Annotated in this window: 21 protein-coding genes; 12 read left to right on the top strand and 9 right to left on the bottom strand. The window is 62.7% G+C overall.

Features of this window, described 5'->3' with window-relative positions; all coding sequences use genetic code 11:
- Positions 1–7: 7 nt before the first annotated feature.
- From CORTU0001_RS00185 to CORTU0001_RS00175, 3 genes are all read right to left on the bottom strand, one after another.
- Entirely contained in the window at positions 8–1,750 is a 1,743-nt protein-coding gene (locus CORTU0001_RS00185; RefSeq protein ID WP_005326431.1) for a hypothetical protein, read from the bottom strand.
- A 344-nt stretch (positions 1,751–2,094) separates the two neighbouring features.
- Positions 2,095–2,775 (bottom strand): hypothetical protein, encoded by a 681-nt coding sequence (locus CORTU0001_RS00180; RefSeq protein WP_005326429.1) that lies wholly within the window; start codon positions 2,773–2,775, stop codon positions 2,095–2,097.
- A gap of 252 nt (positions 2,776–3,027) precedes the next feature.
- Positions 3,028–4,860, bottom strand: coding sequence for an AMP-dependent synthetase/ligase (locus CORTU0001_RS00175; protein WP_005326425.1), 1,833 nt, complete (start codon positions 4,858–4,860; stop codon positions 3,028–3,030).
- A 94-nt stretch (positions 4,861–4,954) separates the two neighbouring features.
- Between CORTU0001_RS00175 and malQ the strand changes: the two genes are divergently transcribed.
- The gene (gene malQ, locus CORTU0001_RS00170; protein WP_005326424.1) at positions 4,955–7,078 is read left to right on the top strand and encodes a 4-alpha-glucanotransferase; all 2,124 of its coding nucleotides are present in this window, start codon (positions 4,955–4,957) and stop codon (positions 7,076–7,078) included.
- Between the two features lie 35 nt (positions 7,079–7,113).
- Here malQ and CORTU0001_RS00165 read toward each other — a convergent pair whose 3' ends face one another.
- Together CORTU0001_RS00165 and CORTU0001_RS00160 are read right to left on the bottom strand one after the other, a co-directional pair.
- Entirely contained in the window at positions 7,114–7,353 is a 240-nt protein-coding gene (locus CORTU0001_RS00165; RefSeq protein WP_005324177.1) for a hypothetical protein, read from the bottom strand.
- Positions 7,346–7,561 carry a hypothetical protein gene (locus CORTU0001_RS00160; protein ID WP_005324176.1) on the bottom strand — a complete coding sequence of 72 codons (216 nt, stop codon included), beginning with the start codon at positions 7,559–7,561 and terminating at the stop codon, positions 7,346–7,348. The genes CORTU0001_RS00165 and CORTU0001_RS00160 overlap by 8 nt, the downstream gene beginning before the upstream one ends.
- 38 nt (positions 7,562–7,599) lie before the next feature.
- Between CORTU0001_RS00160 and CORTU0001_RS00155 the strand changes: the two genes are divergently transcribed.
- A complete protein-coding gene (locus tag CORTU0001_RS00155) occupies positions 7,600–8,898 on the top strand; it encodes an alpha/beta fold hydrolase (protein WP_005326423.1) in 1,299 nt (432 codons plus the stop codon).
- Here the strand turns inward: CORTU0001_RS00155 and idi are convergent, their stop codons facing one another.
- Together idi and CORTU0001_RS00145 are read right to left on the bottom strand one after the other, a co-directional pair.
- A complete protein-coding gene (idi, locus tag CORTU0001_RS00150; RefSeq protein WP_005326422.1) occupies positions 8,899–9,435 on the bottom strand; it encodes an isopentenyl-diphosphate Delta-isomerase in 537 nt (178 codons plus the stop codon). It lies immediately after the preceding gene.
- Complete coding sequence (locus CORTU0001_RS00145; protein ID WP_005326421.1) at positions 9,432–9,980, bottom strand: hypothetical protein; 549 nt, start codon at positions 9,978–9,980, stop codon at positions 9,432–9,434. The genes idi and CORTU0001_RS00145 overlap by 4 nt, the downstream gene beginning before the upstream one ends.
- A gap of 190 nt (positions 9,981–10,170) precedes the next feature.
- Here CORTU0001_RS00145 and CORTU0001_RS00140 point away from each other — a divergent pair, with 190 nt between their 5' ends.
- From CORTU0001_RS00140 to CORTU0001_RS00125, 4 genes are all read left to right on the top strand, one after another.
- Positions 10,171–12,081, top strand: a complete 1,911-nt coding sequence (locus tag CORTU0001_RS00140) for an ABC transporter ATP-binding protein (protein ID WP_005326420.1) — start codon at positions 10,171–10,173, stop codon at positions 12,079–12,081.
- Positions 12,082–12,133: 52 nt separating this feature from the next.
- A complete protein-coding gene (locus CORTU0001_RS00135) occupies positions 12,134–13,264 on the top strand; it encodes a MalY/PatB family protein (RefSeq protein ID WP_005326419.1) in 1,131 nt (376 codons plus the stop codon).
- A gap of 204 nt (positions 13,265–13,468) precedes the next feature.
- The gene (gene brnQ / locus CORTU0001_RS00130) at positions 13,469–14,869 is read left to right on the top strand and encodes a branched-chain amino acid transport system II carrier protein (RefSeq protein ID WP_005326418.1); all 1,401 of its coding nucleotides are present in this window, start codon (positions 13,469–13,471) and stop codon (positions 14,867–14,869) included.
- Positions 14,870–15,067: 198 nt separating this feature from the next.
- Entirely contained in the window at positions 15,068–16,087 is a 1,020-nt protein-coding gene (locus CORTU0001_RS00125) for an LLM class flavin-dependent oxidoreductase (protein WP_005326415.1), read from the top strand.
- Here CORTU0001_RS00125 and CORTU0001_RS00120 read toward each other — a convergent pair.
- A complete protein-coding gene (locus CORTU0001_RS00120; protein WP_157749108.1) occupies positions 16,084–16,620 on the bottom strand; it encodes a hypothetical protein in 537 nt (178 codons plus the stop codon). The two genes, CORTU0001_RS00125 and CORTU0001_RS00120, sit on opposite strands and share 4 nt — an antisense overlap.
- Positions 16,621–16,822: 202 nt before the next feature.
- Here CORTU0001_RS00120 and CORTU0001_RS00115 point away from each other — a divergent pair, with 202 nt between their 5' ends.
- From CORTU0001_RS00115 to CORTU0001_RS00090, 6 genes are all read left to right on the top strand, one after another.
- A complete protein-coding gene (locus CORTU0001_RS00115; protein ID WP_005326408.1) occupies positions 16,823–17,587 on the top strand; it encodes a GntR family transcriptional regulator in 765 nt (254 codons plus the stop codon).
- A 39-nt stretch (positions 17,588–17,626) separates the two neighbouring features.
- On the top strand, positions 17,627–19,231 hold the full coding sequence (locus CORTU0001_RS00110; RefSeq protein WP_100067779.1) for an ABC transporter substrate-binding protein: 1,605 nt from the start codon (positions 17,627–17,629) through the stop codon (positions 19,229–19,231).
- Positions 19,228–20,196: an ABC transporter permease gene (locus CORTU0001_RS00105; protein ID WP_005326398.1), complete on the top strand. Its 969-nt coding sequence runs from the start codon at positions 19,228–19,230 to the stop codon at positions 20,194–20,196. The genes CORTU0001_RS00110 and CORTU0001_RS00105 overlap by 4 nt, the downstream gene beginning before the upstream one ends.
- Positions 20,196–21,017: an ABC transporter permease gene (locus tag CORTU0001_RS00100; RefSeq protein WP_005326396.1), complete on the top strand. Its 822-nt coding sequence runs from the start codon at positions 20,196–20,198 to the stop codon at positions 21,015–21,017. Before CORTU0001_RS00105 ends, CORTU0001_RS00100 begins: the two co-directional genes overlap by 1 nt.
- Positions 21,014–22,471: an ATP-binding cassette domain-containing protein gene (locus CORTU0001_RS00095; protein ID WP_005326395.1), complete on the top strand. Its 1,458-nt coding sequence runs from the start codon at positions 21,014–21,016 to the stop codon at positions 22,469–22,471. The genes CORTU0001_RS00100 and CORTU0001_RS00095 overlap by 4 nt, the downstream gene beginning before the upstream one ends.
- Positions 22,472–22,538: 67 nt before the next feature.
- Positions 22,539–24,230, top strand: coding sequence for an FUSC family protein (locus CORTU0001_RS00090; protein ID WP_005326394.1), 1,692 nt, complete (start codon positions 22,539–22,541; stop codon positions 24,228–24,230).
- Here the strand turns inward: CORTU0001_RS00090 and thpR are convergent.
- Positions 24,227–24,769, bottom strand: a complete 543-nt coding sequence (gene thpR, locus CORTU0001_RS00085; protein ID WP_005326393.1) for an RNA 2',3'-cyclic phosphodiesterase — start codon at positions 24,767–24,769, stop codon at positions 24,227–24,229. The two genes, CORTU0001_RS00090 and thpR, sit on opposite strands and share 4 nt — an antisense overlap.
- Between the last annotated feature and the right edge of the window lies 1 nt (position 24,770).

The raw sequence follows: 24,770 nt of genomic DNA, 5'->3' as shown, positions 1-24,770 counted from the left end.
GAAGGTCTTACTGGTTGATGCGCCATGGGACGCTGTTCTTCGGCAGCATGCCGTGGGTGTAGAGGTAGTCAATGGTGGACAGGATGCCCAGCACCGTGCCGCCGCCTACGAGCGCAGCCAGGAAGGAGAACCCTGCGACGGAAGACATGTCTGCGTCCTTGCCGTCCTTACCGTTGATGCCATCGCGGCCGTCACGTCCGTCGCGACCGTCTCGGCCATCACGTCCGTCTCGGCCATCTTCGCCGTCGCGGCCGTCCTTACCGTCTTGGCCATCTTCGCCGTCGCGACCGTCTCGGCCATCACGTCCGTCTCGGCCATCTTCGCCGTCGCGGCCGTCCTTACCGTCTTGGCCATCTTCGCCGTCGCGACCATCGCGTCCATCGCGGCCGTTCTCGCCATCCTTACCGTCACGACCGTCACGGCCATCGCGACCGTCGCGGCCATCCTGGCCATCCTTACCGTCTACGCCATCCTGGCCGTCCTTACCGTCCTGGCCGTCTTTGCCCGGAACAACCGCAGCTTCGGTAGTGGAAGGTTCGGTGGATTCCTCAGAGGTCGGCTCTTCAGCGGAAGTTTCTTCTGCGGAGGTCGGCTCTTCGGTGGCCGTTTCTTCAGCGGAGGTCTCCTCGGCGGAGGTCTCTTCTGCGGACTCGGACGGGGTGGTCTCCTCAGAGGTAGCATCCTCAGAAGCCGGAGCCTCGGAAGTGGTCTCCTCAGAAGAAGGCTCCTCGGAAGGGCTCTCCTCGGCAGGCTGGTCCTTGGTCTTCTTGCCGTTGAGCATATCGGAGCACAGCTGGCCGGCTGGGGCGTTGACGGCCGCGAGATCGGAAGCTGCGGTGGAGATGTTATTCAGGGAGTCTTCGATGCTCTTCTGCTGGTCCTTGCTCAGCTTCAGGTCGCCGGCGACGCTCGCACCTGGAACCAGGCCGGCGATGGTAACGGCTGCATTAAAGAGCTTCAAGATAACCTTGGTGCCCTTGCCAAAGGCGCCGTCGGCGAACTTAAGCAGGCCGGAGACGGTCTTCTTAGCACCATCCGGGTTGTTCATATCAACGTCGGCATCGGCGTTATCGATACGGCCGATGGCCATACCCTGGGCGCGGGAGAGATCCCAGGTAACGGTCTTGTCCTTCTCGCCTTCCTTGACCAGCTTGGCAATGCCGTCCCAGGTCTTACCGGAAATCTTATCGATGAAATCAGCCGGAACGAGGTCGCCGACAACCGGGATGATCTCCCAGACGGTCTTGAGGATCTTTTCGCCGCCATCGTAGAAGGCCTTAGCCAGCGCAAGCTTCAGGTCGAGCATGTTGCCTTCCTTGTCAGGGGCATCAGTGACCTCACAAACAAGCTTGTCCTTCTGCTCATCCTTGACCACCTTGACGTTGACGTCGCCGTTGGAGGCCTCAGTCTGTGCGAGTTCCTCGAGGGTGGTTGGCTTTGCAGACTCCTCAGAAGCCGGAGCTTCGGCGGTCTCCTCCGCGCCGTCTACGGCGTACGGGGTGATGGACTCGGCGGCGTCTTCTTCTGCGTCGAGTTCTTCCATCGCCTTATCGCCGGCGTTGTTTTCCTCCAGCAGGTTGCCGTCCTCATCGAATTCGATGCCGTTGAGGCTTACGGTACCGTCGGTGGTCTTTTCCTCGACAAAGGTGGTGTCGTCGGCGGCGACGGCGTTAGGCACAACAGTGATGGAAGAGAAGGTGGCTACGGCCACTGCGCTGGCAATGAGGCGAGAAGTTCGGCGTGCGCCCATGGTTTAACTCCCTGTAGATGTGGTTAAAGAATGTGATTGCGCGCGCCGCGTGTGGATGATGCTAGGTCACGGCGTTCGCCTGGACGGGAAATACCCTACAGCGCGTTGAGAGCATTTTCTACTTAGATCTTAAGGTTGACCCATCAACAATACCGCTGAATACAGCACCCAAGCCGCTGAACAGGAATAACAAAAATTATATGGAACGGCCGTTAACCTAAAATTTCCCTAAATGCTTCCCCGAATTAGGGCACCCTAGCGCAGAAAACTTCAACGGCCACCGAGAGAGGGAATCTCGGTGGCCGTGAACATCCCCTTGCGTGAAACAAGGAAGTCTATGTGGTTTATGCAGTTGTAGCCCGGCGGGCCGCCTCGCGCTTAGCGCGGACTTTTTCCACCACCGCGGCAACCCGGGCGCGCTCTTCTAGGAACTGCGGTGGGTTATGCCCGCGCATCGTGCGGACATAGGCCGGGTGGGTATCCAGCACCGTGTGCTTCCACGCTTGGACCGCAATGAGGGCGGACTCGCCGGTGCGCTTATACAAGTGCGGCAGCGAGACCATGTCGAGGTTGCGGGCCACGGCGTCGGTTTGCGCGAGCACGTACTCGACTACCTCGCGGAGGTAATCCGCCACGGTCTGGGTGCGAGAGCGCAGGGACTCGGCCAGCTCGTGTACCACGATGGGCTTAGAGATGGGGAATCGCTCATCCAGCAGGCGCGGGGTCAGTTGTTCCGGCTCTTCCACGTCGTTCACGCCGGAAGAAGCGGCGGAAATGGTACCCGAGCGCACGCCGGAGACAAGGGCTTGGCGCAGGCCCATCAGCTCGCCTACACAACGGCCGGAGTCAACGCGGGCATCTTCGACGATATCGCCCAGCTCAGCTAGGCAATCCATGCACAGCTCTTCGTCCCAATCCTCGATGGCTTCAATGAGGTGCTCGAGGTACTCTGCGACTTCGTCGCCGATATTGTAAATCTCTTGCGTAAGCTCGCGGTGGCGCAGCTCGGCGGCGATTTTGTGCATTGGCTTCGAGCCACTCCTTCCACGGTCCCATTTCTAACCTCTAGTAGAGGTTGAGGTTTGCTGTAACGCCTCACGACTTTATGCGAGATCCGCCGCCGCGAGCGCGCGACACTCCGAAGCCATTCACAGGTTTATGGCAGGTTCGCCCGCACTGGGGTGAGGATGGTGGGGTGAGCTGCAGAAGGGGGCGTCGGCAAGCAGGGCAAAAAGAAACACCCGAGGGAATTCCCTCGGGTGTACCCGTCGCGCGGACTAGCGCTTGTACAGGTGCTCGATGGCCGCGGCATAGCGCTGCGAAACCACGTTACGCTTGACCTTCATGGTGGGGGTCAGCTCGTTTTCTTCCTCGGTAAGGTCAGATTCGAGGATGTAGAACTTCTTAATCCCCTCCGCGTGGGAGACGGTGGCATTGACCTGGTTGATGGCATCCTGCAGCTCCGCGCGCAGGGTCGGATCGGTAGCCAGCTCGCGCATGGAGCGATTCTCCGGAATGTTGTGGTCCAGCTTCCAGCGCTTCAAAATGTCCGGATCCAGGGTCAGCAGCACGCCGACGAAGGGCTTGCCATCGCCTACCACCATGGCCTGGGAGATAAGCGGGTGCCCGCGCAAGATATCCTCCATCGGGCCGGGCGAGACATTCTTGCCGCCGGCCGTGACAATGAGGTCCTTCTTGCGGCCGGTGATAACGAGCTTGCCGTCCTCATCAATCTCACCCAGGTCGCCGGTGTTGTACCAGCCATCCTCGAGGGCCTCGGCCGTGGCTTCCGGATTATTCCAGTAACCGTGGAAGACGATATCGCCCTTGATGCAGATTTCGCCTTCCTCATTGATGCGGAAGGTCACGCCACCCATCGGCGGGCCAACAGTGCCGATGGACTGATCCACAAAGTCCACCGCGGCCGCGGCGGCGACCTCGGTCAGGCCATAGCCCTCATAGACCGGGATGCCGATGCCGCGGTACCAGTGCAGCAGGTCATGGCCCATGGCCGAGCCACCGGTAATGCAGTAGTTCACGTTGCCGCCCACGCCCTTGCGGATGGTGGAGTACACCAGCTTGTCAAAGACCTTGTGCTTGGCCTTCAGCAGGCGGTCCGGGCCCTCCGGCTTATCCAAAGCCTTGGAGTACTCGATGGCTACTTTCTCGGACTGCTCAAAAAGCAGGGACTTGATGCCGGAATCGGCCGCCTTAGCGGCGGCAGAGTTGCGCACCTTTTCAAAGACGCGCGGAACGCCCAAAATGACATTCGGGCGGGAGCGAGCGAATTCGATGGAGATGGTGGAAAAGTCCGACCAGTGATTCTGGGAGGCGCCGCGCATGGCCACCGCAATGGATACCGCGCGGGCAAAGACGTGGGCCAGCGGCAGGAAGGTCAGGGTGTGGCTGCCCGGCACTGCGAAGATGCCAATCGGGTTGGTGCACAAGCCACGGGTCTGGGCCAGCCAGTTGCGGTGGGTCAGGATGCAGCCCTTGGGTCGTCCGGTTGTGCCGGAAGTATAAACCAAAGAAGCCAGGTCATCGGTGGAGGTGGCCTTGATGCGGGCGTAGACCTCGTCGGCGGCCACGCCGCGGCCCTCGAACTTCAAGGTATCGATGGCAGAGGAGTTAATTTCCAGCACGCGGCGCAGCTGCGATGGGGAGCCCTTGAGGTTGGGTTCGCCGTCTTCCTGCAGCACCAGGTTTTCTACCAGCTCGGAGTGCTCGCGGGTTTCCGTAATGGCGAGCACGGCGCCGGAGTCCTCGATGATCCAACGCACCTGGGAGGCGGACGAGGACGGGTAGACCGGCACGGAGGCGGCACCGGCGGCCCAGATGGCAAAGTCCAGCAGGGACCACTCATAGCGGGTGGCAGAGATGAGGGCGACGCGATCCCCCTGCTGCACGCCTAGGGCGATAAGTCCCTGGGCTACTTCAAAGACCTCATCGATGAATTCTTTACCCGTGACGTTGACCCACTCGTAGTTAGCCGGGCGGGTGAACATGACGCCGTGAGGGCGCTTCTTCGCGGTGTCCATGAGGGCGGTCAGGCAGGTTTCGCCCGGCTCGATAGTAAATTGCGCCGGGGTATGCACTTCTTGCAGGGTCACGCGGTGTCCTTTCGAACAGCTAATTATTAATCTTCGCCTACTGTACCAATCTGTTCCCCAGCAGGTGCGTTGTCCCCGTGGCACAATGTGGCCTGTGACTACCCGCGACTTGCTTGAAGAACTCGCTCAGCGCCACGGCGTGGCCACCAGCTATACCTCCCAGTCTGGTTTCCCCGTCCACGTCGCTGAAGACACTATTGCCTATACCCTGCGCGCCTTGGGCGTGGCCATCGATGACAATCCGGACGATGCGGCGCTCACGCAGCTGCTTTACGACGACTACCTGGACCGCTCCTCCCAGCCCCTCCCCCACTGCGTTGTCGCACCCCAAGGCCAAGAGCGCGGGTTCGTGGTCCACGTGCACGCGGGCGATGCCGCCAACGTACACATTGAGCTGGAGGAAGGAGGCACCCGCGAGGTCTACCAAGACCCCAATGACGCCCCGGATGCTGACGTTGATGGCACCCTGTGGGGCGAGGCGAGCTTCCACATCCCCGGCGATCTGCCCATGGGGTACCACGAGTTGGTGTTGGAGTCTGGGGGCATCGGCAAGCATGCCTGCCCGCTGATTATCACCCCGGCGCGGCTTTCCACGGCCGATGAGTTTGTGGAGCGCCCCATTAGCGGCGTGATGGCGCAGCTGTATTCGGTGCGCTCGGAGTCCTCCTGGGGCATCGGCGATTTCCAGGATTTGGGGCAGTTGGCAGAAACGTTGGCCCCGCACGCGGATTTCTTGCTGGTCAACCCGCTGCATGCGGCCGAGCCGCTTCCGCCGGTGGAGGACTCGCCGTACCTGCCCACCACGCGGCGCTTTATCAACCCGCTCTACCTGCACATCGAATCCATCCCGGAGCTCAAGCTCCTGCCGGAGGACCTGCAGGATGATGTGCGCGAGCTGGCCGAGGAGTTTCGCCAGCGCAATCGCAGCGCCGAGGAGATTGACCGCGACACCATTTTTGAGGCCAAGCTGCAGGTGCTGCGCGAGCTCTTTAACTACCAGCCCTCCCCGGAGCGCGAAGAGGCCTTCGTGCGCTACGCCCGCGAGGAAGGCCGCGGCCTGCGCGATTTCGCATATTGGTGTGCGCAACAAGACGCCGCCGCACAGTCGGGCCAGCGCCATGCCGAAGGCCTGGACATGGACACGCTCACGCGCTTTTATTCCTGGCTGCAGTTCCTGTGCGATGAGCAGCTGGCCGCCGCGCAGCAGCGCGCGCTCGATGCCGGCATGCGCCTGGGCCTGGTGACTGATCTTGCCGTGGGTGTGCACCCAGGCGGCGCCGATGCCGTGAACCTCACTGAGTATTTGGCGCCGCAGTGCTCGGTAGGCGCCCCGCCGGATGACTATAACCAGCAGGGCCAGGATTGGTCGCAGCCGCCGTGGCACCCGCAGCGCCTGGCCGCCGCGGGCTATGCCCCGTGGCGCGAGATGCTCTCCACCGTGCTCCGCCATGCCGGCGGCGTGCGCGTGGACCACATCTTAGGGCTTTTCCGCCTGTACTGGATCCCGCGCATGGCCAGCCCGCTGACGGGCACCTATGTCTCCTATGACTTTGAAGCCATGGTGGGCATCTTGGCGCTAGAGGCGCAGCGCGCCAGTGCGGTGGTCATCGGTGAGGACCTCGGCACCGTCGAGCCGTGGGTACAAGACGTGCTCGCGCAGAAGGCGGTGCTGGGTACCTCCATCGTGTGGTTTGAGCGCGACGATGATGACTACTCCCCGCTGCCGCAGGACAAGTACCGCCAGCTGGCGCTGTCCTCGGTCAATACCCACGATCTGCCGCCGACCTTGGCGTACCTGCGCGGCGATCATATTTCGCTCCGCGCGCGCTTAGGCGTGCTGACCCGCTCGGTCGAGGACGAGCAGCGCGATGACATCGAGTGGCAGGCCCGCGTATTGGGCGCGGTAGCGGACCGAGGCCTCTTGCCGCAGCGCGATTACCTAGTGGATCCGGCCGAGCGCGCCTCCCGCGGCGCGGAGGAAGACATTTCTGTGGCGCTGCACCGCTATATTGCGGGCACGCCTTCAGCACTTGCCTGCACCAGCTTGGTGGACATGGTGGGCGATGTGCGTGCGCAGAATCAGCCGGGCACCACGCACGAGCTCTATCCCAATTGGTGCGTGCCGCTGTGCGATACCAACGGCACTGCCCTGCTTATCGAGGATCTTCCCGGATTGGAATTCTTCCAGCGCTTAGCAGCCACCAGCAGGAAGGACTAGCGCTGGGCCTAAGCCTCTGCGCGCAGTGGGCGCGTCTAGGTCCACAGGCCGATGAGGGCAACGACGATGACCAGCGCGATCATCGTCCACAGCGTGAGTGAGACGCGCGATTTGGGCAGGGCGCGCTTGCGCTTTGCCGGCTGAGCGCCGGGCTTAGTTGCCGGGGCGGAAGACTGGCCGGCGCGCTTGGCTTCGGGGTCCCAAAGGCCCTCGCGGGGGTTAGCGCGCAGCTCGGCGCGCTCCTGCCGCGCGCGCTCGTTATTTTCCTCAGCCATGATGGTCTACCTTAGTGCTGCGGCTGCGCTGCTGGGAAATCACTCCGGCGGCCCGATTGGCCACGCGGTCAACCGCCCACATCAGGCACCACGCTATGACCACCATGAGCGGCACGGCGATGGCCACCACGATGACCATTTGAATCCACACGGGCGCCTGCACCAACAATTGCGATAGCGTGCTGCCCAAGCTCGTCAACCACTCCATGGCTACTTATCCTACTTGCTCGCGGTAATCTGGCTGACATGTCGAGCGCCCAGATTCCCGTTACCGTCACCACCGCCTCCGGCCGGATCACCGGCGTGCGCCGCGATGGCCTGCACTACTTCCACTCGGTGCGCTATAGCACCATCCCCAGCCCCTACTCGCCTGCCGAGCCGCTGGATGGCGCCTTTGATCAGGATGCCCGCGAGCCGCGCCCAAATGACATTGCGCTGAGCATTACCGCGCCTGCCGACGCCGCCGAGTGCCCCGTCGTGGTCTTTATTCACGGCGGCCGCTTTGAGCACGGCTCGCACGAGGATCCACGCCTGTCGGGGGAAAAGAATGCCCGCCACGGGGTAATCCAGGTCAACGTGGGTTACCGGGTGGGCTTGGCTGGCTTCGCGCGCTTCGACGGCGACGAGGCGGACCGCTACCGCGGCATCGATGATTGCCTCTTGGCCTTGGAGTGGCTACAGGACAATATCGAGGCCTTTGGCGGCGATAAGACCAATATCACCTTGGTAGGCCAATCCGCTGGGGCAGCGATGAGCTTGTGGCTCGCACGCCGCGATCACTTCCGGGGCGGTTTCCGCCGCGTGCTGGCGCTCTCGCCGGCATTCCCGCGCGACCGTTTTGAGCATCGCATCACCGACCTGCGCCGGGCCCTAGGCGTGCCGGTCACGCGCCAGGCGCTGGAAAAGATGGATCCTGAATCACTGGCCAAGGGCTATGCCAAATTCCGCAAGAAGTACCGCTTCGACGTTGCCTTGGGCCCCGCACCACTGCGCGCCGAAGAATTGGCGGATATCCCTATCGTGGTGACGTCTACCCGCGATGAGTTCTACAACATGCCTGCGGCCCAGCGCATTGACAAGATGGCGCTGGCGGGCTTTATTACCAGCTACTTTTCACCCAAGTTTGGGATTTCGCAGGGGCGCTTCAAGCAGTGGCAGCAATTGGCGCACTACGTCGATCCGCAGCGGCCGATGGGCCGCCTCATCGGTGATGCCGCCGTGCGCCGCTGGACAGCCCAGGTAGCCGAATATGCTCCGGGACCGACCTGGATGATGGAATTTACCCGCTCTGATTCGCCCGCGGTGCACTGCGCCGAGTTGAACCCGCTCTTTGGCGGCAGCGGAGGCGAGGAGGCGAACAACGCTCCCGCCGGTGAGCTCAACGAGTGGTTGCGCCACTATGCCACCACGGGCGAGCCCGGATTCCCCCGCTACGGCGATGACCACCAGGTGCTGGAATTTGACCTGGATACGGGCGAGCGCCGCCTAGCCTATGCCACCTTGGACTACGTGGCCGCCGCCTTCTACAACGACGACGAGCTTTAATTACAGCGCAGCACGCAGCTTTTCGTCCGCTAGCTCATCAATCATCCACGGGCTAAAGACACCGGGCATGGCATCAGCGGCGGCGAAGAGCCGTGCCGGCTCGACCCATTGGAAACAATCGACCTCGTCGGGATTGGGCTCCCAGGCGGCGTCGGCAGCAAGCTCAACGGTATATACCGGGCAGATTTCATTTTCTACCGTGCCGGAGGAATCCACCGCGCGATAGGAAAAGTCCGGCAGAATAAGCCGCGGGGCGGACAGATCCGCCGGCGCAATGCCCAGCTCAAAGGAAGCGCGGCGCAGCACCGCATCCGCGGTCTCCTCGCCGGGTGCGGGGTGGCCGCAAAAGGCATTGGTCCACACGCCGGGCCAGGTGCGCTTGCTCAGGGCGCGGCGGGTGACCAGCACCTTGCCACCGCAGGTCAACCAGGCAGAAAAGGCGAAGTGCAGCGGGGTATCAGTGGTATGAACTTCGGCCTTGGGAGCGGTGCCGATGGGTTTACCCGCGGCAGAGGCCAAGACTACAAGTTCCGTCATAGATTAAGGTCTCCTACCCAGGTCACGTTGCCAATGTGCAAGCGCGCATTCCACAGGTTGCCAGGCGTCACGTCAAAGCGGTACTGCAGGTTGACCGAAGCGCCTGCACCCAGCGGGAGATCGAGTCCCGGGGGCTCCACGTCTGGGGCAGATTCCTTGTCATAGGGCAAGGAGTTGATCTTGGCCCAGCCGCCGTTGCCGTCGGCACGCTCCAGGGTGGGGTCCTCAAAGGCGTCGACAGGCAGGGGCACATCGTTTTTATTCTTGAGCAGAATGGTCACTACGGTGCCACCGGTGTTGCTATCGGTATACACACCCTGCAACTCCCAGCTCACACCAAGGCCCTTATCCTCTACCGGCTCGCCCAGATTAGAGGTGACTTCCTTATCGTCGGTGTCCTTGGCCTCGTACGGGGCCTCTTCGGAGCTGGAGACGGTGATATGGTCCCCCAGCCCGGTTTCTTCCGGCTGGAGAACGCTACATCCGGTCAGGGTCACGGCGAGTACGCTGACTACGCCCGCGCCGAGTGTGTGGGAAATTTTCACCGTGGATGGATCCTTTGCACGCGAAGATTGTTGTATTTCTGCACAAGTACCTTAGCCTAAACCTCCCTGAACTTAAGTATTTACGCTCGTTAACGCCGCATGTGGCATACTGGGCAGTCGCTTAAATCTCTCCCTCCTTTTCCCTAATTCCGCGCACTAACCGCCGTTTCGAAGTGAGTGTGGTCTACTTATGAATTCCATTTTGCGCATTACCCGCAGTGCCTCCGCCCTGTGGCCCTTTTACCTGGGCGTGCTGCTGACCGCCACGATCACTGCGGTCGTTGCACTAGTCTCGCCGTTTTTGACGCGCGAAGCCACCGATACCATCGTGGACGCCCTGCAGAACGACGCCCCACTGGGCGATGCGCTGCGCACGGTGCTGTTGCTGGCGGTGGCGCTTTTTCTTGCCGACGCCGCCAATGCCCTCTTCCGCAATATCGGCGGCTACATCGGCGATGTCATGGTCTCGCGGCTGCGCGAGATTTTGTCAACGCGCTACTTTGCCAAGCTGCTGGCCCTCCCGCAGGGCTATTACGATAACCAGGTCACCGGCACGATCATCGCCCGGCTGGATCGCTCGATTGCCAATATCACGCAGTTCGTGCAGTCCTTTGCCAATAACTTCTTTACGATGATCATCCAGACCCTCGCGGTGCTGGCCATTACCGCGTGGTATTACTGGCCGCTGGCCATCCTGCTCGCGCTGCTCTTCCCGGTCTATATGTGGCTTACCGCGCTCACCTCGAAGCGCTGGCAGAAGTTTGAGGCGGTCAAGAACGAGAATATTGACGTCGCCAACGGCCGCTTCGCGGAGGTCATTGGCCAGGTCAAGGTGGCTAAATCCTTCGTGAGCGAAACCCGCGAGCTTTCCCACTTTGCCAAGCGTTACCGCACCGTGGTCGATACCACCAAGCCGCAGTCGCGCTGGTGGCACATGATGGATACCTTCCGTGGCCTAGCCATGGCCATTATCTTCCTCGGCATTTACGGCGTAATTTTCTGGCGCACGCTCGAGGGGCATTTCTCCTTGGGCGATATGGTCATGTTGCTGCAGATGGTCTCCAGTGCGAAGCAGCCGGTCTTTATGATGAGTTGGATTGTCGATACCGCCCAGCGCGCCATCGCCGGTTCCAAGGACTACTTCAAGGTCATGGAAGAAGAGCTCGAGCCCACCGCCCCGCGCGAGCTGGTTGCGGCCACCACCGGTTCGCATACCCCGCAGCTCGACCTCACCCCGGTCAGCCCGCTGGAGCCCACACCCGGCGCGCCGGTCTTCTCCTTTGATCACGTCTCCTTCGCCTACGAGGAGGGCAAGCCCGTGGTGGAGGATATTTCCTTCGCCGCCTCTGAGGGCCACAAGGTGGCGCTCGTGGGCGAGTCCGGCGGCGGCAAGTCCACGTTGGTCAACCTCTTGCTAGGCCTTTACCATCCCTCGGCCGGACACCTGGATGTACTGGGGCACCGAGTAGACGATCTCACCGCCTCACGCCTGCGCGCCTCAGTGGGCGTGGTCTTCCAGGAGTCCTACCTCTTTTCCGGCACCATTCGCGAGAACATCGCTTATGGCAAGCCGGGGGCGACGGAGGAGGAAATCGTGGACGTCGCCAAGCGGGCCAATGCCCATGAGTTCATCCAAGCCTTCCCGGACGGCTATGACACGGTCATTGGCGAGCGCGGTCTGAAGCTTTCCGGCGGGCAGAAGCAGCGCGTTTCCGTGGCGCGCGCCATGCTCAAGGACGCGCCCATCCTGGTCCTGGATGAGGCCACCTCGGCGCTGGATACCAAGTCCGAGCGCGCCGTGCAGGCCGGCCTAGATGAGCTGATGAAGGACCGCACCACGCTCATTATTGCCCACCGCCTGTCCACCATCGCGGATGTGGATACCATCATCACCCTGGATCGCGGCCGCATAGATGAAATGGGCTCGCCGGCCGAACTGGCGCAATCCGGTGGCATTTATGCCGAGCTACTCAAGCTCACCCAATCCACCTCGGCCGCGGACCGCCGCCGGTTGAAGAAGTATGGCTTTGTCTCCGGCCCTGCCTCCGAATCCGAAGACGCGGAGGAGGACTCCCGGTGGGCCGACAAGGAAGATGAATAAAAGCGCATAAAAGCGCTGGGGTGTCCGCGGGCTTCGCGTTATGGTTATGGCCATGGAGTTTCCTAGCCTAGAAGAGTTGCAAGCCCGCGGAACCCGCAAGTGGACCGTCTTCGAGGAAGACGTCCTGCCGCTGTGGATCGCGGAGTCCGATTTCCCCACCGCGCCCGCCGTAAAAAAGGCGCTGGAAGACATGGTGGATAAGGAAACCTTTGGCTATACCCCAGCACCCAAGGCCTCGGGTCTGCGCGAGGCTGTGGCTGATTTTTATGACACGCGCTATGGCTGGCGCCCCAACTCCGACCATATTTTCTGGATCGGCGATGTGGTACGCGGCCTATTGCTCGGCGTACAGTACTTCACCCGCAATGACTCCCCCGTGATCGTGCCGGTTCCCTCCTACCCACCGCTTTTGGAGCTGCCGCGCACCGCGGGCCGCGAGAAGATCGAGACCAGCTTGGAGCTCGACGATATTGAGCGCGCCTTCCAGGCGGGCGCGGGCTCTATTTTGCTGGCCAATCCTTATAATCCGCTCGGCCGCGTGTTGGATGAGGACTACCTCACCGGCCTGGTCGAACTGGCGGAAAAGTATGACGCGCGCATCTTGGCCGATGAAATCCATGCCCCGCTGGTCTATGAGGTCCGGCATATCCCGGTAGCCTCGCTCGGCGCGGCGGCCGCGGAGCGCACCATCACGGTCACCGCTACATCCAAGGCCTTTAATACCGCCGGGCTCAAGTGCGCCCAGATGATTTTCTCCAACGCGGCCGATGTTCAAACCTGGAACTGCCTTTCTGGCGTGGCCAAGGATGGCACGGGCACCTTGGGCGTGTTGGCCGCGGAGACCGCCTACCGCGAGTGCGGCGACTTCCTCGATGAGGAGGTGGCCTACCTGCGCGAGACCCGAGATTGGTTAGTGGAGGAGCTGCCCAAGCGCATTCCCGGCCTAAAGACCAGCAAACCGGATGCCACCTACCTGCTGTGGTTGGACTTTGCCGATACCGCCATCGGTGGCAATCCGCAGCCGGCCAAGTGGCTGCGCGAGAATGCCAAGGTGGCGCTCAATGAGGGCGATACCTTCGGCACTGGCGGGCCGGGCCATGCGCGGTTGAACTTTTCTACCTCGCGCGAAATCTTGGAAGAAGCGCTCGACCGAATGGAACGCGCCTTCGCAGACCTCGATTAGGCCCGCCCAGCTGGAGCCACCATGTATTCTGCGTCACCCCCACGCTTTGATTTCTCACCATGTGGGCGGTAATGTCTCATTACACGAACAGGCGTGACCCGCCATCTCGGACCGCGAAGAGGCACCCCGCCTCCGCCACCACCCTCGGCGGAATGGGAAAGCTTCCTCGCATTCTAGCTGTACATGGAAAATTAAGGAGCCACAATGGCTACCCCAGTTGCGTCAAGCACCTCTAAGCCCGGCGCCACCATCGTAATTGCGTCGCTGATGCTGTTTTCGATGTTCTTCGGCGCCGGCAACCTCATCTTCCCGCCCATGGTGGGCGTTTCGGCCGGCACCAACTTTTGGCCCGCCGTCCTCGGCTTTCTTGCCGCCGGCGTGCTCCTTCCGGTCCTAGCTATTGTTGCCGTTGCCATTTCTGGCCGCTCCGTGCGCGATTTGAGCTCCAACGGCGGCGCCCTCTTCGGCCTGGTCTTTTCCGTGATGGCCTACCTGGCCATCGGTGCTTTCTACGCCCTGCCGCGTACCGGCGCCGTGTCCATGGAAACCGCCATCACCCCGCTTCTGGGCTGGGAAGGAACGATGGCCAATGGCATCTTCAATATCGTCTTCTTCCTTATCGCTTTAGTGCTGGCCTGGAGCCCAAACACCATCATCGATACCTTGGGCAAGTTCCTTACCCCCGCCCTGGTAGCGCTGCTGATTGCCCTTATCACCTTGGCCGCTTTTAGCAACGGCCGCGATCCCCAGGCCCCTACTGCGGATTATTCTTCTTCCCCCATGGTCACCGGCCTGTTCGAGGGCTACAACACTATGGATGCGATTGCCGGCTTGGCCTTTTCCATCGTGATTGTCGGCTCTTTGCGCTCCAAGGGCTTTAAGACCAAGAAGTCCCTGGTTAACGGCACTATCACCGCCGCACTTGTGGCCGGCGGCCTATTGGCCGCCATCTACCTCGGTCTGGCTTGGGTAGGCCAAACCATTCCTAATGGCCAGTCCTATGAGTCGGGAGCGCCCCTGCTTGCCGACGCCGCCAATCTCACCATGGGCACCATCGGCCAGGCCGTCTTCTCTGCCATCGTCATCCTGGCCTGCATGACCACCGCGGTAGGCCTTATCACCTCCACCTCGGCCTTCTTTGAGATGCTCATGCCCAAGGTCAAGTACCACGTATGGGCGTGCCTGTTTACCGCGCTGTCCATCCTCTTTGCCTTCCAGGGCCTGGATACGGTGCTGTCTATCGCGGTTCCGTTCATCACCTTCTTGTACCCACCCGCTATCTCCCTTATCGCCCTCACCCTGATCCAGCCGGTGGTAAAGAAGTCCGTCGTCTTTTACTGGACCTACCGCCTGGCGCTGTGGGTATCGGTGCTGTGGTCGGCTCTGTCCGTCATCGCCGCCCAGGGCTGGGGCGCCGACACACTCGATCCCCTCTTGAGCCTGGCGCCCGGCCAGTCCGTGGACTTGGGCTGGATTGTTCCTACCGCTATCGCGGCAGTCATCGGCCTCGTTGTCGATATCGCCACCAAGGCCGGCGAGAAGCACGCCGCCGCCAACCCGCAAGCGGAAGAACCGGCCGAGGCTGAGGCCCTCGCAGAGGCCTAGTCGCCTTTCGCTTCCTCCACACTCCCCTCCCTCTCCGCACTGCATCGCAGCGCCGAGGCGGAGGGGAGTTTTCTGTGCGTCTCTAGCTCCCCACGCAGCCTTGCTGTATCGCCCCCGACCGGAATAGTCAGGCGGCGCGTACCGTTGGAAGGAGAGAACTTATAGAGCATCTACCGAAGTAAAGGAAGGCCCTCCACCGTGACCGAACGCGCGCATCTTTCCGTCTTGGACTTCTGCACCATCTATGAGGGCGAAACCCCTGCACAGTCCATCGCCCGCTCCGTGCAATTGGCACAGGAAGCAGAAAAGCTGGGCTACTCCCGCATGTGGTACACCGAGCACCACAATATGAAGTCCATCATGTCCTCTTCCCCGGCCGTGCTCATCGCCCACATCGGTGCGAATACCGAGCGCATCCGCTTGGGCTCCGGCGGCGTGATGCTGCCCAACCACTCCCCTTATGTCATTGCCGAGCAATTCGGCACCTTGGAGGAGATGTACCCCGAGCGCATTGACTTGGGCGTAGGCCGCGCCCCCGGTACGGACATGAATACTCTGGGCCGCGCGCTGCGCCGTGACCCCCACTCTGCCGAGCGCTTTCCCGAGGACGTCAAGGAGCTCAACTCCTACCTCGAGGGCAAGTCCTATATCCCTGGAGTCAGCGCCATTCCAGGCGCGAATACCAACGTGCCTATCTATATTTTGGGCTCGTCCATGTTCGGCGCCTCGCTGGCCGCCAAGCTCGGTCTGCCTTATGCCTTTGCCTCCCACTTCGCCCCGCAGCACCTCGAGCAGGCCACCACCTACTACCGCGAGCACTTCCAGCCTTCCGAGCGCTTTAGCAAGCCCTATGTCATCGCCGGCGTCAACGTCACCGCCGCCGATACCACCCAAGAGGCACAGGAAGAATACGAGCGCGTGTGCTTCAACCGCGTCAAGGCCTTCGCCGGCCGCGGCAAGCACCTCACCGACGAGCAGGTAGAACAGATCATCGGCTCGTACCAGGGCCAGCAGATCCTAGACATGCTGAAGTACTCCGCCGTCGGCACCGCCGATGAGGTGGCCAACTACCTCGATACCTTCCAAGAGCACGCCAAGGCCGATGAGCTCATGGTCTCGCTGCAGTCCAGCTCGCACGAAGAAGTAATCAAGAATATGCAGCTGCTCGCGCAGAGCTGGCAGCTCGATCCGGCACGCGTAGCCGGCACCCCGAGCTAGTCTTCGGCCCGCACCTGGCCTAGGTGGTCAATGGGAACGCCAGGGAACCGTTCCCGGAGCTTTCCCTCGAGTTCCCGCGGGCCCAGGTTCGCCTGCTCCGGCAGGCGGGCCGAATACCGTTGGGCCTCGTCCAAGGTAGAAACGCGCACCCCGCCTGGAATCAGGGCAAGGAAATTCTGATCCGGCCCGAGCGAATAGAACTGCACGCGCTCTAGCTCAGAGGCGGCGAAACTGGTCCGCTGGTGGGGCAAGGAAATCTCCTCGCCGATCCGCAGCACCGGACGTGCCCGGCGCCGCCCGGAGGCCACCACCGCCAGCATGGCGCACAGCGCCCCGCCTAGGGGCATGAGCGCGGCAATGAGATAAACGGAGTGCAGGCGCGTATCGGCCGGTTCCTGCAACGCCGAGTAAATAAGCACCCCACCGATAACCAGCAACGCGACGGCGATGATGACCGCCACTGCTACCGCCTTGCCTAGGCGCGCGCTGCCGCTGGCCGCGCGTACTTCAATCGTTTCGGTGCTCTCGTCCACGGACACTTAGCCTAGCGTGCTCGCCTGATAACTCGGCGCTGGTCGGACGGCGCGTGGCCTTTTCCTTTGCCTTCCCTTCGGCCGGGCGGGGCGCACATACTCGGTAGCGTCATTGCATTAGCGCGCCTTTGCAAAATGGAATAGCATTACTGTGTTTCGCTCCGCTGGGAAAGGCCCCGGAGAAACTAAGGACAAAGGTTGAATGAGCCCACGCGATAAACAGCAGCATAAGAAGATCGCTGATTACCTGCGGGAGCAGATCAGCTCCGGCGTGCTGCAACCAGGCGATTTCCTGCCTAGTGAAGCAGACTTGTGCGAGAAGTTTTCTTCCTCCCGCGGACCCGTGCGCCAAGCCGTTGCAGCTTTGCGGGCCGAAGGGCTAGTGTCCTCAGGCCGCGGGCGCCGCTCCACCGTCTTGGCCTCCACCCAGGCAGAGCTGTTTGAATCGATTTACTCCATTTCCAGCTGGCTGAGCGAATATGACGTGGATCCGCAGCAGCACACCCTGTGGCTGGCTCGCCGCCGCGCTCCGCGAGACATCACCCGCTTTCTGCGCGTAGACCCAGAACAAAATGTCGTCTTTGTCCACCGCGTGCGCTATGCCGAAGACCACCCCATTGCCATCGAGCGCATGTATTTCCCCATGGTAGTGGGAAAGCACATCCTAGACTTCGATGCGGATGCCGGATCCATTCATGCGCACCTGCGCGATTGCGGCGTGGACTTTGATAATGTGCGCCGCGAACTCACGTTGGAGGAAGCCAATGCCGAGGATGCTGAAGCGCTTAGCGTGGCTACGGGTACCCCGCTGTGGCGGCTACAGATGGAGATTTCCAACCACTCCGGCGAGCCGGTGGAATTGGCGGTCTACCTCTACCGCGCGGACCGCATGAAGCTGGCAATGAATAGCGTGCGCGGGGGTGTTTCACCCCTAGAAGTTATCCCCACACCTGGAAATTTTGCATAAGTTTCACGGCAGCTATACCCACCGGCTACCCTGCTTTCTATGAGAAGATTTCGCGCCGGCAGGGCGCTGGGCAGCCTCGCCATGGCGGCCGCTGTAGGAACCCTCTCGGCATGTTCCGCGGGCCATACCGCGGTGGTTGATACCACCCAGACAGGCAGCGACGCCGCACCTTCTGCCCTCACCGTGGCCTCCACATCGGCCGCCACCTCGCTGGATTTCACCACCACCGGTGGCGCCGCCATCCCCGCCGTGCTTATGGACAACGTGTACGAGACCCTCGTGCGCATCGATGAAGACGGCTCCATTACCCCAGGACTTGCCACTTCGTGGAATATTAGTGACGATGCCCGCACCTATACTTTCCACCTGCGCAAGGGCGTCACCTTTTCCAATGGCGATGCCTTTAACGCTGAGACCGCCGCCTTTTCCATTAACTACGTGCGCGAGAAGTGGACCAACGGCATCGCCGCCGCCATGGATCCGGTGGACAAGGTCACCGCAACCGAGGATCGCACGCTAAAAGTGCACCTCAAGCAGCCGTCAAATGGCTGGCTGTGGTCCATGGGAACGGCCACCGGCGCGATGATGACGCCACACGGCATGGATAACCTCGCCGCGCAGCCAGTGGGAACCGGCCCCTATGAGGTGTCCCGCTTTGCGCCCTCGGAATTCGTTGAGCTGCACGTTCGCGACGAATATTGGGGAAGGCCCGCCGCGCAGGATGTCACGGTGCGCTATTTCCCGGATACCATCTCCTCGGTCAATGCACTGCAGGCCGGCGGCGTGGACGTGGTCTGGGGCGTGCAAAACCCGGAGCTTCTCGACGACGTCAAGGAGGGCATCGCTACCGAGGTCGGCACCACCAATGGTGAGGTGCTGTTGTCTATGAATAATGCCCGCGCGCCTTTCGACGATCCACGGGTGCGCCAGGCCGTGGCCTATGCCGTGGACCGCTCGGCGGCCAATGACATTTTGTGGAATGGCATGGCCAAGGACACCGGCGGCGCACCGATCCCGCCCACGGATCCGTGGTTCGAGGGCAAGCACTACTACAACTACGACCCAGATAAGGCCCGCCAGCTGCTCACGGAGGCCGGCGCGGAAGGCGCCGAAATTACACTGACCACGCCGACGCTGCCCTACGCCCAGACCGTCGCCGAGCTGCTGTACTCGCAGCTTACTGAGGTTGGTTTTAAGGTGACGCTGGAATCCGCCGAATTCCCGGCCGTGTGGCTAGGCCAGGTGATGGGGGCTAAGGACTATCAGATGTCGCTCATCTCCCACGTGGAGCCGCGCGATGTGCCTACCTTGTTCGGCGATCCGGATTATTACCTCAACTACGATTCCCCGCGCACCCGCGAGCTTTTGGCCCAGGCCGATTCCGCACCCGAGAAGGACTACCCCAAGCTCATGGCGCAGGCCGTGGATCAAATCATGGCGGATGCTGGCGCGCTGACACTGATGAATATGCCCAATATCGTGCTCACCCGCGCCGGCGTGCGCGGATTGCATCCGGATCAGGTCACCGACGCGCTCATCCTGCGCGACCTGACTTCTGCCGACACCGATACTGACGCGGGCACGGGCGCGGACGCGGACGCCAAAGCTGCCGCCGCAGATAACACCGAAAAGGAGGCCCGATGAGTTCCCTTCGCACTACGGGGCGCGCCATCGTGCGCCCTCTGCTGCGCTTTGCGTTGACGCTCTTTGTAGCCTCCATCATCATTTTTGCGCTCATGCGCGCGGTGCCGGGCAACCCGGCGCGGGTGGCGCTGGGGGTGAATGCGACAGAAGAGGCCGTCGGCAAGCTCAGCTCTGAGTTGGGCCTGGATCGCCCGCTGCTTACGCAATATTGGGAGTGGGTAAAGGGCTTATTTACCGGCAACTTTGGGCAGTCTTTGTCCTCGCAGCAGGATATTACGCCGCTGGTATTGGACCGCGCCCAAGTCACGCTCATCCTCATTGGCCTGGCGATGCTGCTGGCGCTGGCCGGAGCTATCCCGGTGGGCATGTGGCTGGCGCTGCGCAACCGTAGCCGCGGCGCGGATGTGGTGTCGGCCGGCACGCAGCTGGGCATTGCGGTGCCAAGCTTCCTCCTCGGCATCATTCTGGTGGCTATCTTTGCCGTCCATCTGGGCTGGCTGCCCGCCAATGGTTGGGTGCCGCCCAACCAGGGCGCGGGCGAGTTTATTCGCCACCTCATCTTGCCGGTCATTGCACTGGCCCTGGTGCAAGGCGCAATGCTGACGCGCTACGTGCGCTCGGCGGTGCTTGATGTACTGAATCAAGACTATATCCGCACCGCCCGTGCGCTCGGCCAGTCCCCGTGGGAGGCACTAAAGCGCCATGGCCTGCGCAATGCGGCGCTGCCGGTGCTTACCGTAGCCGGCGTGCAACTAACCACAATGGTCGTGGGTGCCGTGGTGATCGAATCCGTCTTTGTCATCCCCGGTATTGGTTCCATGCTCTTGGACGCGGTATCGGTGCGCGATCTGACCACGGTGCAAACCCTGGTCATGCTGCTCGTCGCCTTCGCCTTGGTGGTTAATGCCTTAACGGATGTGGCCTACCGATTCATCGATCCGCGCATCACGGCAGGTGAGAAGTAATGAAGCTGCGATTTTCTGGCTGGCTGGGCGCCTTCCTCGTTGCCGCCACGGTGCTGGTGGCGCTACTTTCGCTGGTGTGGACCCCCTATGACCCGACGCTGGCGCACCCGGATGTGCGCCTTGCCGGTCCCAGCGCCGAGCACCTCCTGGGTACGGACCGCTTTGGGCGCGATACCGCCTCCCGCATCATGGCGGGCGCCCAGATTACGGTCTTTGTCGGTCTGGTGGCGGTGGGCATCGCCGCCCTCGTGGGCGTGCCCTTGGGCATCCTGGCCGGCATGCGCCGCGGCACATGGGTAGATGCCCTGGTGATGCGCGGCGCGGATCTGTTGCTTGCCTTCCCCGCGCTGTTGTTGGCGATTATTGCCGGCGCGGTGTGGGGCCCTTCGACGCTGACTGCCATGGTTGCCATCGGCATCGCCGGCATTCCCTCCTTCGCCCGCGTGGCGCGTTCAGGCACGCTGCAGGTTATCACGCAGGACTTTATTTCCTCCGCGCGCATTTCCGCGGTGCCGGGGTGGAAGGTGGCGCTGCGCCATATCCTTCCCAACCTCACCGGGCTGCTCATCGTGCAGGCCTCCGTCTATTTCGCCCTTGCCATCCTGGCCGAAGCCGGCCTGTCCTACCTCGGCCTGGGCACTGCCCCGCCGGCAGCCTCTTGGGGCCGCATGCTGCAAGATTCCCAGTCGCTGCTGGGCACCGCTCCCCTGCAGGCCGTCTGGCCTGGCCTTGCCATTGCTGCCACGGTGCTGGGCTTTAACCTGCTTGGCGACGCCCTCCGTGACCTCCTCGATCCCCGCCTGAAAGGATCCGCGCGATGAGCCTGCTCCACGTAGATGACCTGACGGTTACCGCCACCGGGTCCACCACTGCCTTACTGGGCCCCATCAATATCGAGCTCGCGGCCGGCGAGAAGCTCGGCATCATTGGTGAATCCGGCTCCGGCAAATCCCTCACGGCGCTATCCATCATGGGCCTTCTGCCCGATGGGGTGCGCGCCAACGGCTCCGTGACCGTGGATGGGACCGAGGTGATCGGCGCGCGCGATGCCCGCATCCGCCCCTTGCGCGGGTCCACCATGGCGATGGTCTTCCAAGAACCGATGAGCGCGCTAGATCCGCTCATGCGCATAGGCACCCAGCTCTCCCAGGCCGGGGTGCGCGATTGCGCGGCCGCGCTCGACGAGGTGGGCCTAGCCGCCGATGTCGCCTCCCGCTTCCCGCATCAGCTCTCCGGCGGGCAGCGCCAGCGCGTGCTCATCGCCATGGCCATGGCCGGGCGCCCCGACCTCCTCATCTGCGATGAACCAACCACCGCGCTGGATGCCACCACCCAGGACGGCGTGCTGCGCGTCATTGAGCGGGTCACCAAGGCCCACGGCACCGCTCTGATCTTTATCACCCATGACTTGGGCGTTATTCGCCGCATGTGCCCCAACGTCCTAGTCATGCAACAGGGCGCGGTGGTGGAATCCGGCCCCACCGAGCGCGTGCTTGTCCACCCCGAGCATCCCTATACCCGCACGCTCATCGCCTCCTCGCGGCCGCCGGAGCTGAGCCTTTCTCCTGCCACGGCGGAGGAGGATGCGCTGGTGACGCTACGCGGGGTCAGCAAGGTCCACGCCGCACATACCGCACTGGATGGCATCGACCTGCGCGTGCACCACGGCGAGCGCCTCGGCATCGTGGGCGGCTCCGGCTCGGGCAAGACCAGCCTGCTCAAGCTCATCGCCGGGCTCGACCAGCCCACGAGCGGTGACATCGACGTCCGCGGCCGCGTGCAGATGGTCTTCCAAGACCCGCAGGGCTCGCTTAACCCGCGGCTGAAAGTCTGGAAATCCATCGCAGAGGCCATCCCCGGCAGTCCCAGCAAGGCCGACAAGCGCGCTCGCGCCGCGGCCGCGCTTGAGGAGGTCGGCCTGCCGGCCGAGAGCCTCGACCGCTTCCCGCACGAGTTCTCCGGTGGCCAGCGCCAACGCATTTCCATCGCCCGCGCACTGTGCGGCGAGCCGGATATCTTGCTGGCCGATGAAGCCGTCTCCGCCCTCGATATGTCCGTGCGCGCGCAGGTGCTGGAGCTATTGGCGGGGGTCATCGCCAAGCGCAAGCTCACCCTGCTCTTTGTCACCCACGATCTCGCGGTGGTGCGCCACCTATGCGATAGCGTTGCGGTCCTTGACCGCGGCCGGCTCATCGAGCACGGAGCGACCGACTCCATATGGTCCTCGCCCGGCACGGACTACACGCGCCGGCTCATCGCGGCCGCCGACATGTAAAGCGGGCGGCTTCGGGCGTAAGGTAGTCGGGTCAGATAACTCCGCCGAGAAAGGATCCTGCTGCTCCGTGGCCACCCAGCTTGACTATCCCATCCCGCAGCGCCCCAGCACCACCCAGTTGCTCACCGCGTTTAATAGCGCCTCGGTGCGCTGGCCCAGTGCCCTGCGCGCGGGCTTGGCGATTCTCTTGCCCGGCGCCATCGCGCTGCTGACCGGCCACGACTACGCCATCCTGCTCATTTCCACCGGCGCGTTCACCGTCATCTTTGGCGAGGGCCACCCTTATCGCACCCGCCCGCGCGTCATGCTCACCGCCGGCACCGCACTCATTACCGTCGCGGCCGTGGGCGTGCTGGTAGGCCACCTCATCTTTGCGCCTGGCCACGGCCATTGGTGGCTGCTGCTGGCGGGCCTGTACACCACGGCGCTGGCCGCCGTGTGCGGCTTTGCCCAAAACGCCCTGCGCTTGCCGCCGCCGGGCACCTTCTTCTTGGTCATGGTTGGCGGCGGTTCGGTGATGCTCGCGCGCACCGATGTCACCGTGGGCCAGCTGCTCTTTTGGGCGCTGACGGGCATGGTGGCCAGCCTCGTGCTCGGCATGGCGCCGGCCCTGATTGATGCCCACGGCCCCGAGCGCCGCGCGGTCGCCGCACTGGAAAAGGCCGCGGCCGCATTCAAGGATGACCGCGACGATTCCTTGGCCCGCCACCACCAGGCGCAGACCGCACTCTTTGCTGCCTGGCAGGCGCTTTCCGACGCCCGCATTATCCGCGGCGGCCGCATCATCGACTCCCAGGGAGCCCACCTAGTAGAGCGCACCCTTGCTGCCCAGCACACCATCGTGGCGCATAACCGAGCTTTGGATTTGGGCGCCGATTCGGATCAGCTCACCGATAATGTCACCGACGTCGATCCAAATCGCACCGCTATCCCCCACACCCGGCCCACGGGCCGATACCGGCTTTACCGCGCCGCGGTCCGGGATTCCCATGCCATGGTCACCACCCAAAAGGTGGTTCTTTCGGCGATAATTACCGTACTCGTGGGTCTTAGCATCGGCTTTGACCGACCGGACTGGGGCGTGGTCTCTGCCTTCCTCATGCTGCAGTGGGGACCCGACCATGTACCGGGCACCGTCCGTGGTATCCACCGCATGATCGGCTCTGTCGTCGGCGTGCTGCTGTTTTCTATCCTCCATTACTTTGGCATCAGCGGCTGGACGCTCCTGCTTGCGCTGGCCGCGTGCCAGTTCTGCGCCGAAATCTTCGTGGCCAAGAACTACGCCATCTGCGTTATCTTCTCCACCCCACTTGCCCTCCTCATGGGCAACTCCGCCACCCGGCCCCTATTGCCCACCATCCAGGCTCGCTGCGGCGAGATCGTCCTATCCATCCTCATCGCCACCGCGGTGCTGTGGCTGTGGCAGCGCAGCGCCCCCGTGCGCAATCAGGCCCGTCTGCAGGTCCGCGCGATGGAGTCCATGGCCACCCTGCTCGGTCTGCTCTTTGTTAATACCCCAGATGCCGTACTGTCTGCGCGCCGCGACCTGCAATACGAGCTGCTCTCGGAGCGCCGCGCCATCCAGTCCCTCGCCGTGGATAACCGCGATGCCGTGCGCCAATTCTGGGCCCGCCACATTGCTGTACAGCACGCCGGCTACTTCCTGCTAGATTTCTGCACCACCCATCCGGACCGCACCGCCACCCGCGCGGAGCTCGATTCGCTCGTCCGCGAAATCCGCACCGCCCGCGCCGCTTAAAACAGCGGATATTCCTCCATCACCTCATAGCGTGGGCCACCGCCACGGCCCTCACCCAGGTGGGATTGCATCAAGCACAGGCGGTCGGCGCGAAAATCCGGTCCCCGATACACCGATAGCGCGCGCACATAATCCGCCAGCGCCCACGGCTCACGGGTCCGCCGGCCGGCACGCGCGACGGTGAGGTGGGGGCGGTGGTGGCTAAAGGGGACGTCGGCAAGCTGGCACTCCGCCATCAACTCCCGCACACCGCGCGCCTGCCCGCCGACGCCCACCCACAGCGTGCGCTGCTCAAAGCTCCCCGCACCGCTTAAACGCACATCCAACGCCGCGCGCCCTGCCACCGCGTGGGCTAGGTGCTCGCGCACCGCCGCGGCATCATTGGGCTGCTCGCCATAAAACGCCATGGTCAGATGCCAATTATCCGGATCCGTCCAGCGCAGCTCATTAGTAGTTGCCGCGTGGATGGGCCGCAGCGTATGCACCAAATGCTCGCGCGCGGCGGCCGAGGGTAATAGTGCAGCAAAGACGCGGATCATG

Source organism: Corynebacterium tuberculostearicum SK141, assembly GCF_000175635.1.
Taxonomy (GTDB): domain Bacteria; phylum Actinomycetota; class Actinomycetes; order Mycobacteriales; family Mycobacteriaceae; genus Corynebacterium; species Corynebacterium tuberculostearicum_C.
Note: the sequence above shows the minus strand (reverse complement) of the source record. Positions and strands in the feature narration are given on the sequence as shown.

Bases quoted from the DNA above. Each gene is read 5' to 3' on its own strand.
- CORTU0001_RS00155 (WP_005326423.1), top strand. From the start codon at position 7,600: ATGTCGAGCGCCCAGATTCCCGTTACCGTCACCACCGCCTCCGGCCGG.
- CORTU0001_RS00140 (WP_005326420.1), top strand. From the start codon at position 10,171: ATGAATTCCATTTTGCGCATTACCCGCAGTGCCTCCGCCCTGTGGCCC.
- CORTU0001_RS00105 (WP_005326398.1), top strand. From the start codon at position 19,228: ATGAGTTCCCTTCGCACTACGGGGCGCGCCATCGTGCGCCCTCTGCTG.
- brnQ (WP_005326418.1), top strand. From the start codon at position 13,469: ATGGCTACCCCAGTTGCGTCAAGCACCTCTAAGCCCGGCGCCACCATC.
- CORTU0001_RS00115 (WP_005326408.1), top strand. From the start codon at position 16,823: ATGAGCCCACGCGATAAACAGCAGCATAAGAAGATCGCTGATTACCTG.
- CORTU0001_RS00095 (WP_005326395.1), top strand. From the start codon at position 21,014: ATGAGCCTGCTCCACGTAGATGACCTGACGGTTACCGCCACCGGGTCC.
- CORTU0001_RS00180 (WP_005326429.1), bottom strand. From the start codon at position 2,775: ATGCACAAAATCGCCGCCGAGCTGCGCCACCGCGAGCTTACGCAAGAG.
- thpR (WP_005326393.1), bottom strand. From the start codon at position 24,769: ATGATCCGCGTCTTTGCTGCACTATTACCCTCGGCCGCCGCGCGCGAG.
- CORTU0001_RS00165 (WP_005324177.1), bottom strand. From the start codon at position 7,353: ATGGCTGAGGAAAATAACGAGCGCGCGCGGCAGGAGCGCGCCGAGCTG.
- CORTU0001_RS00135 (WP_005326419.1), top strand. From the start codon at position 12,134: ATGGAGTTTCCTAGCCTAGAAGAGTTGCAAGCCCGCGGAACCCGCAAG.
- CORTU0001_RS00110 (WP_100067779.1), top strand. From the start codon at position 17,627: ATGAGAAGATTTCGCGCCGGCAGGGCGCTGGGCAGCCTCGCCATGGCG.
- CORTU0001_RS00160 (WP_005324176.1), bottom strand. From the start codon at position 7,561: ATGGAGTGGTTGACGAGCTTGGGCAGCACGCTATCGCAATTGTTGGTG.
- CORTU0001_RS00100 (WP_005326396.1), top strand. From the start codon at position 20,196: ATGAAGCTGCGATTTTCTGGCTGGCTGGGCGCCTTCCTCGTTGCCGCC.
- CORTU0001_RS00185 (WP_005326431.1), bottom strand. From the start codon at position 1,750: ATGGGCGCACGCCGAACTTCTCGCCTCATTGCCAGCGCAGTGGCCGTA.
- idi (WP_005326422.1), bottom strand. From the start codon at position 9,435: ATGACGGAACTTGTAGTCTTGGCCTCTGCCGCGGGTAAACCCATCGGC.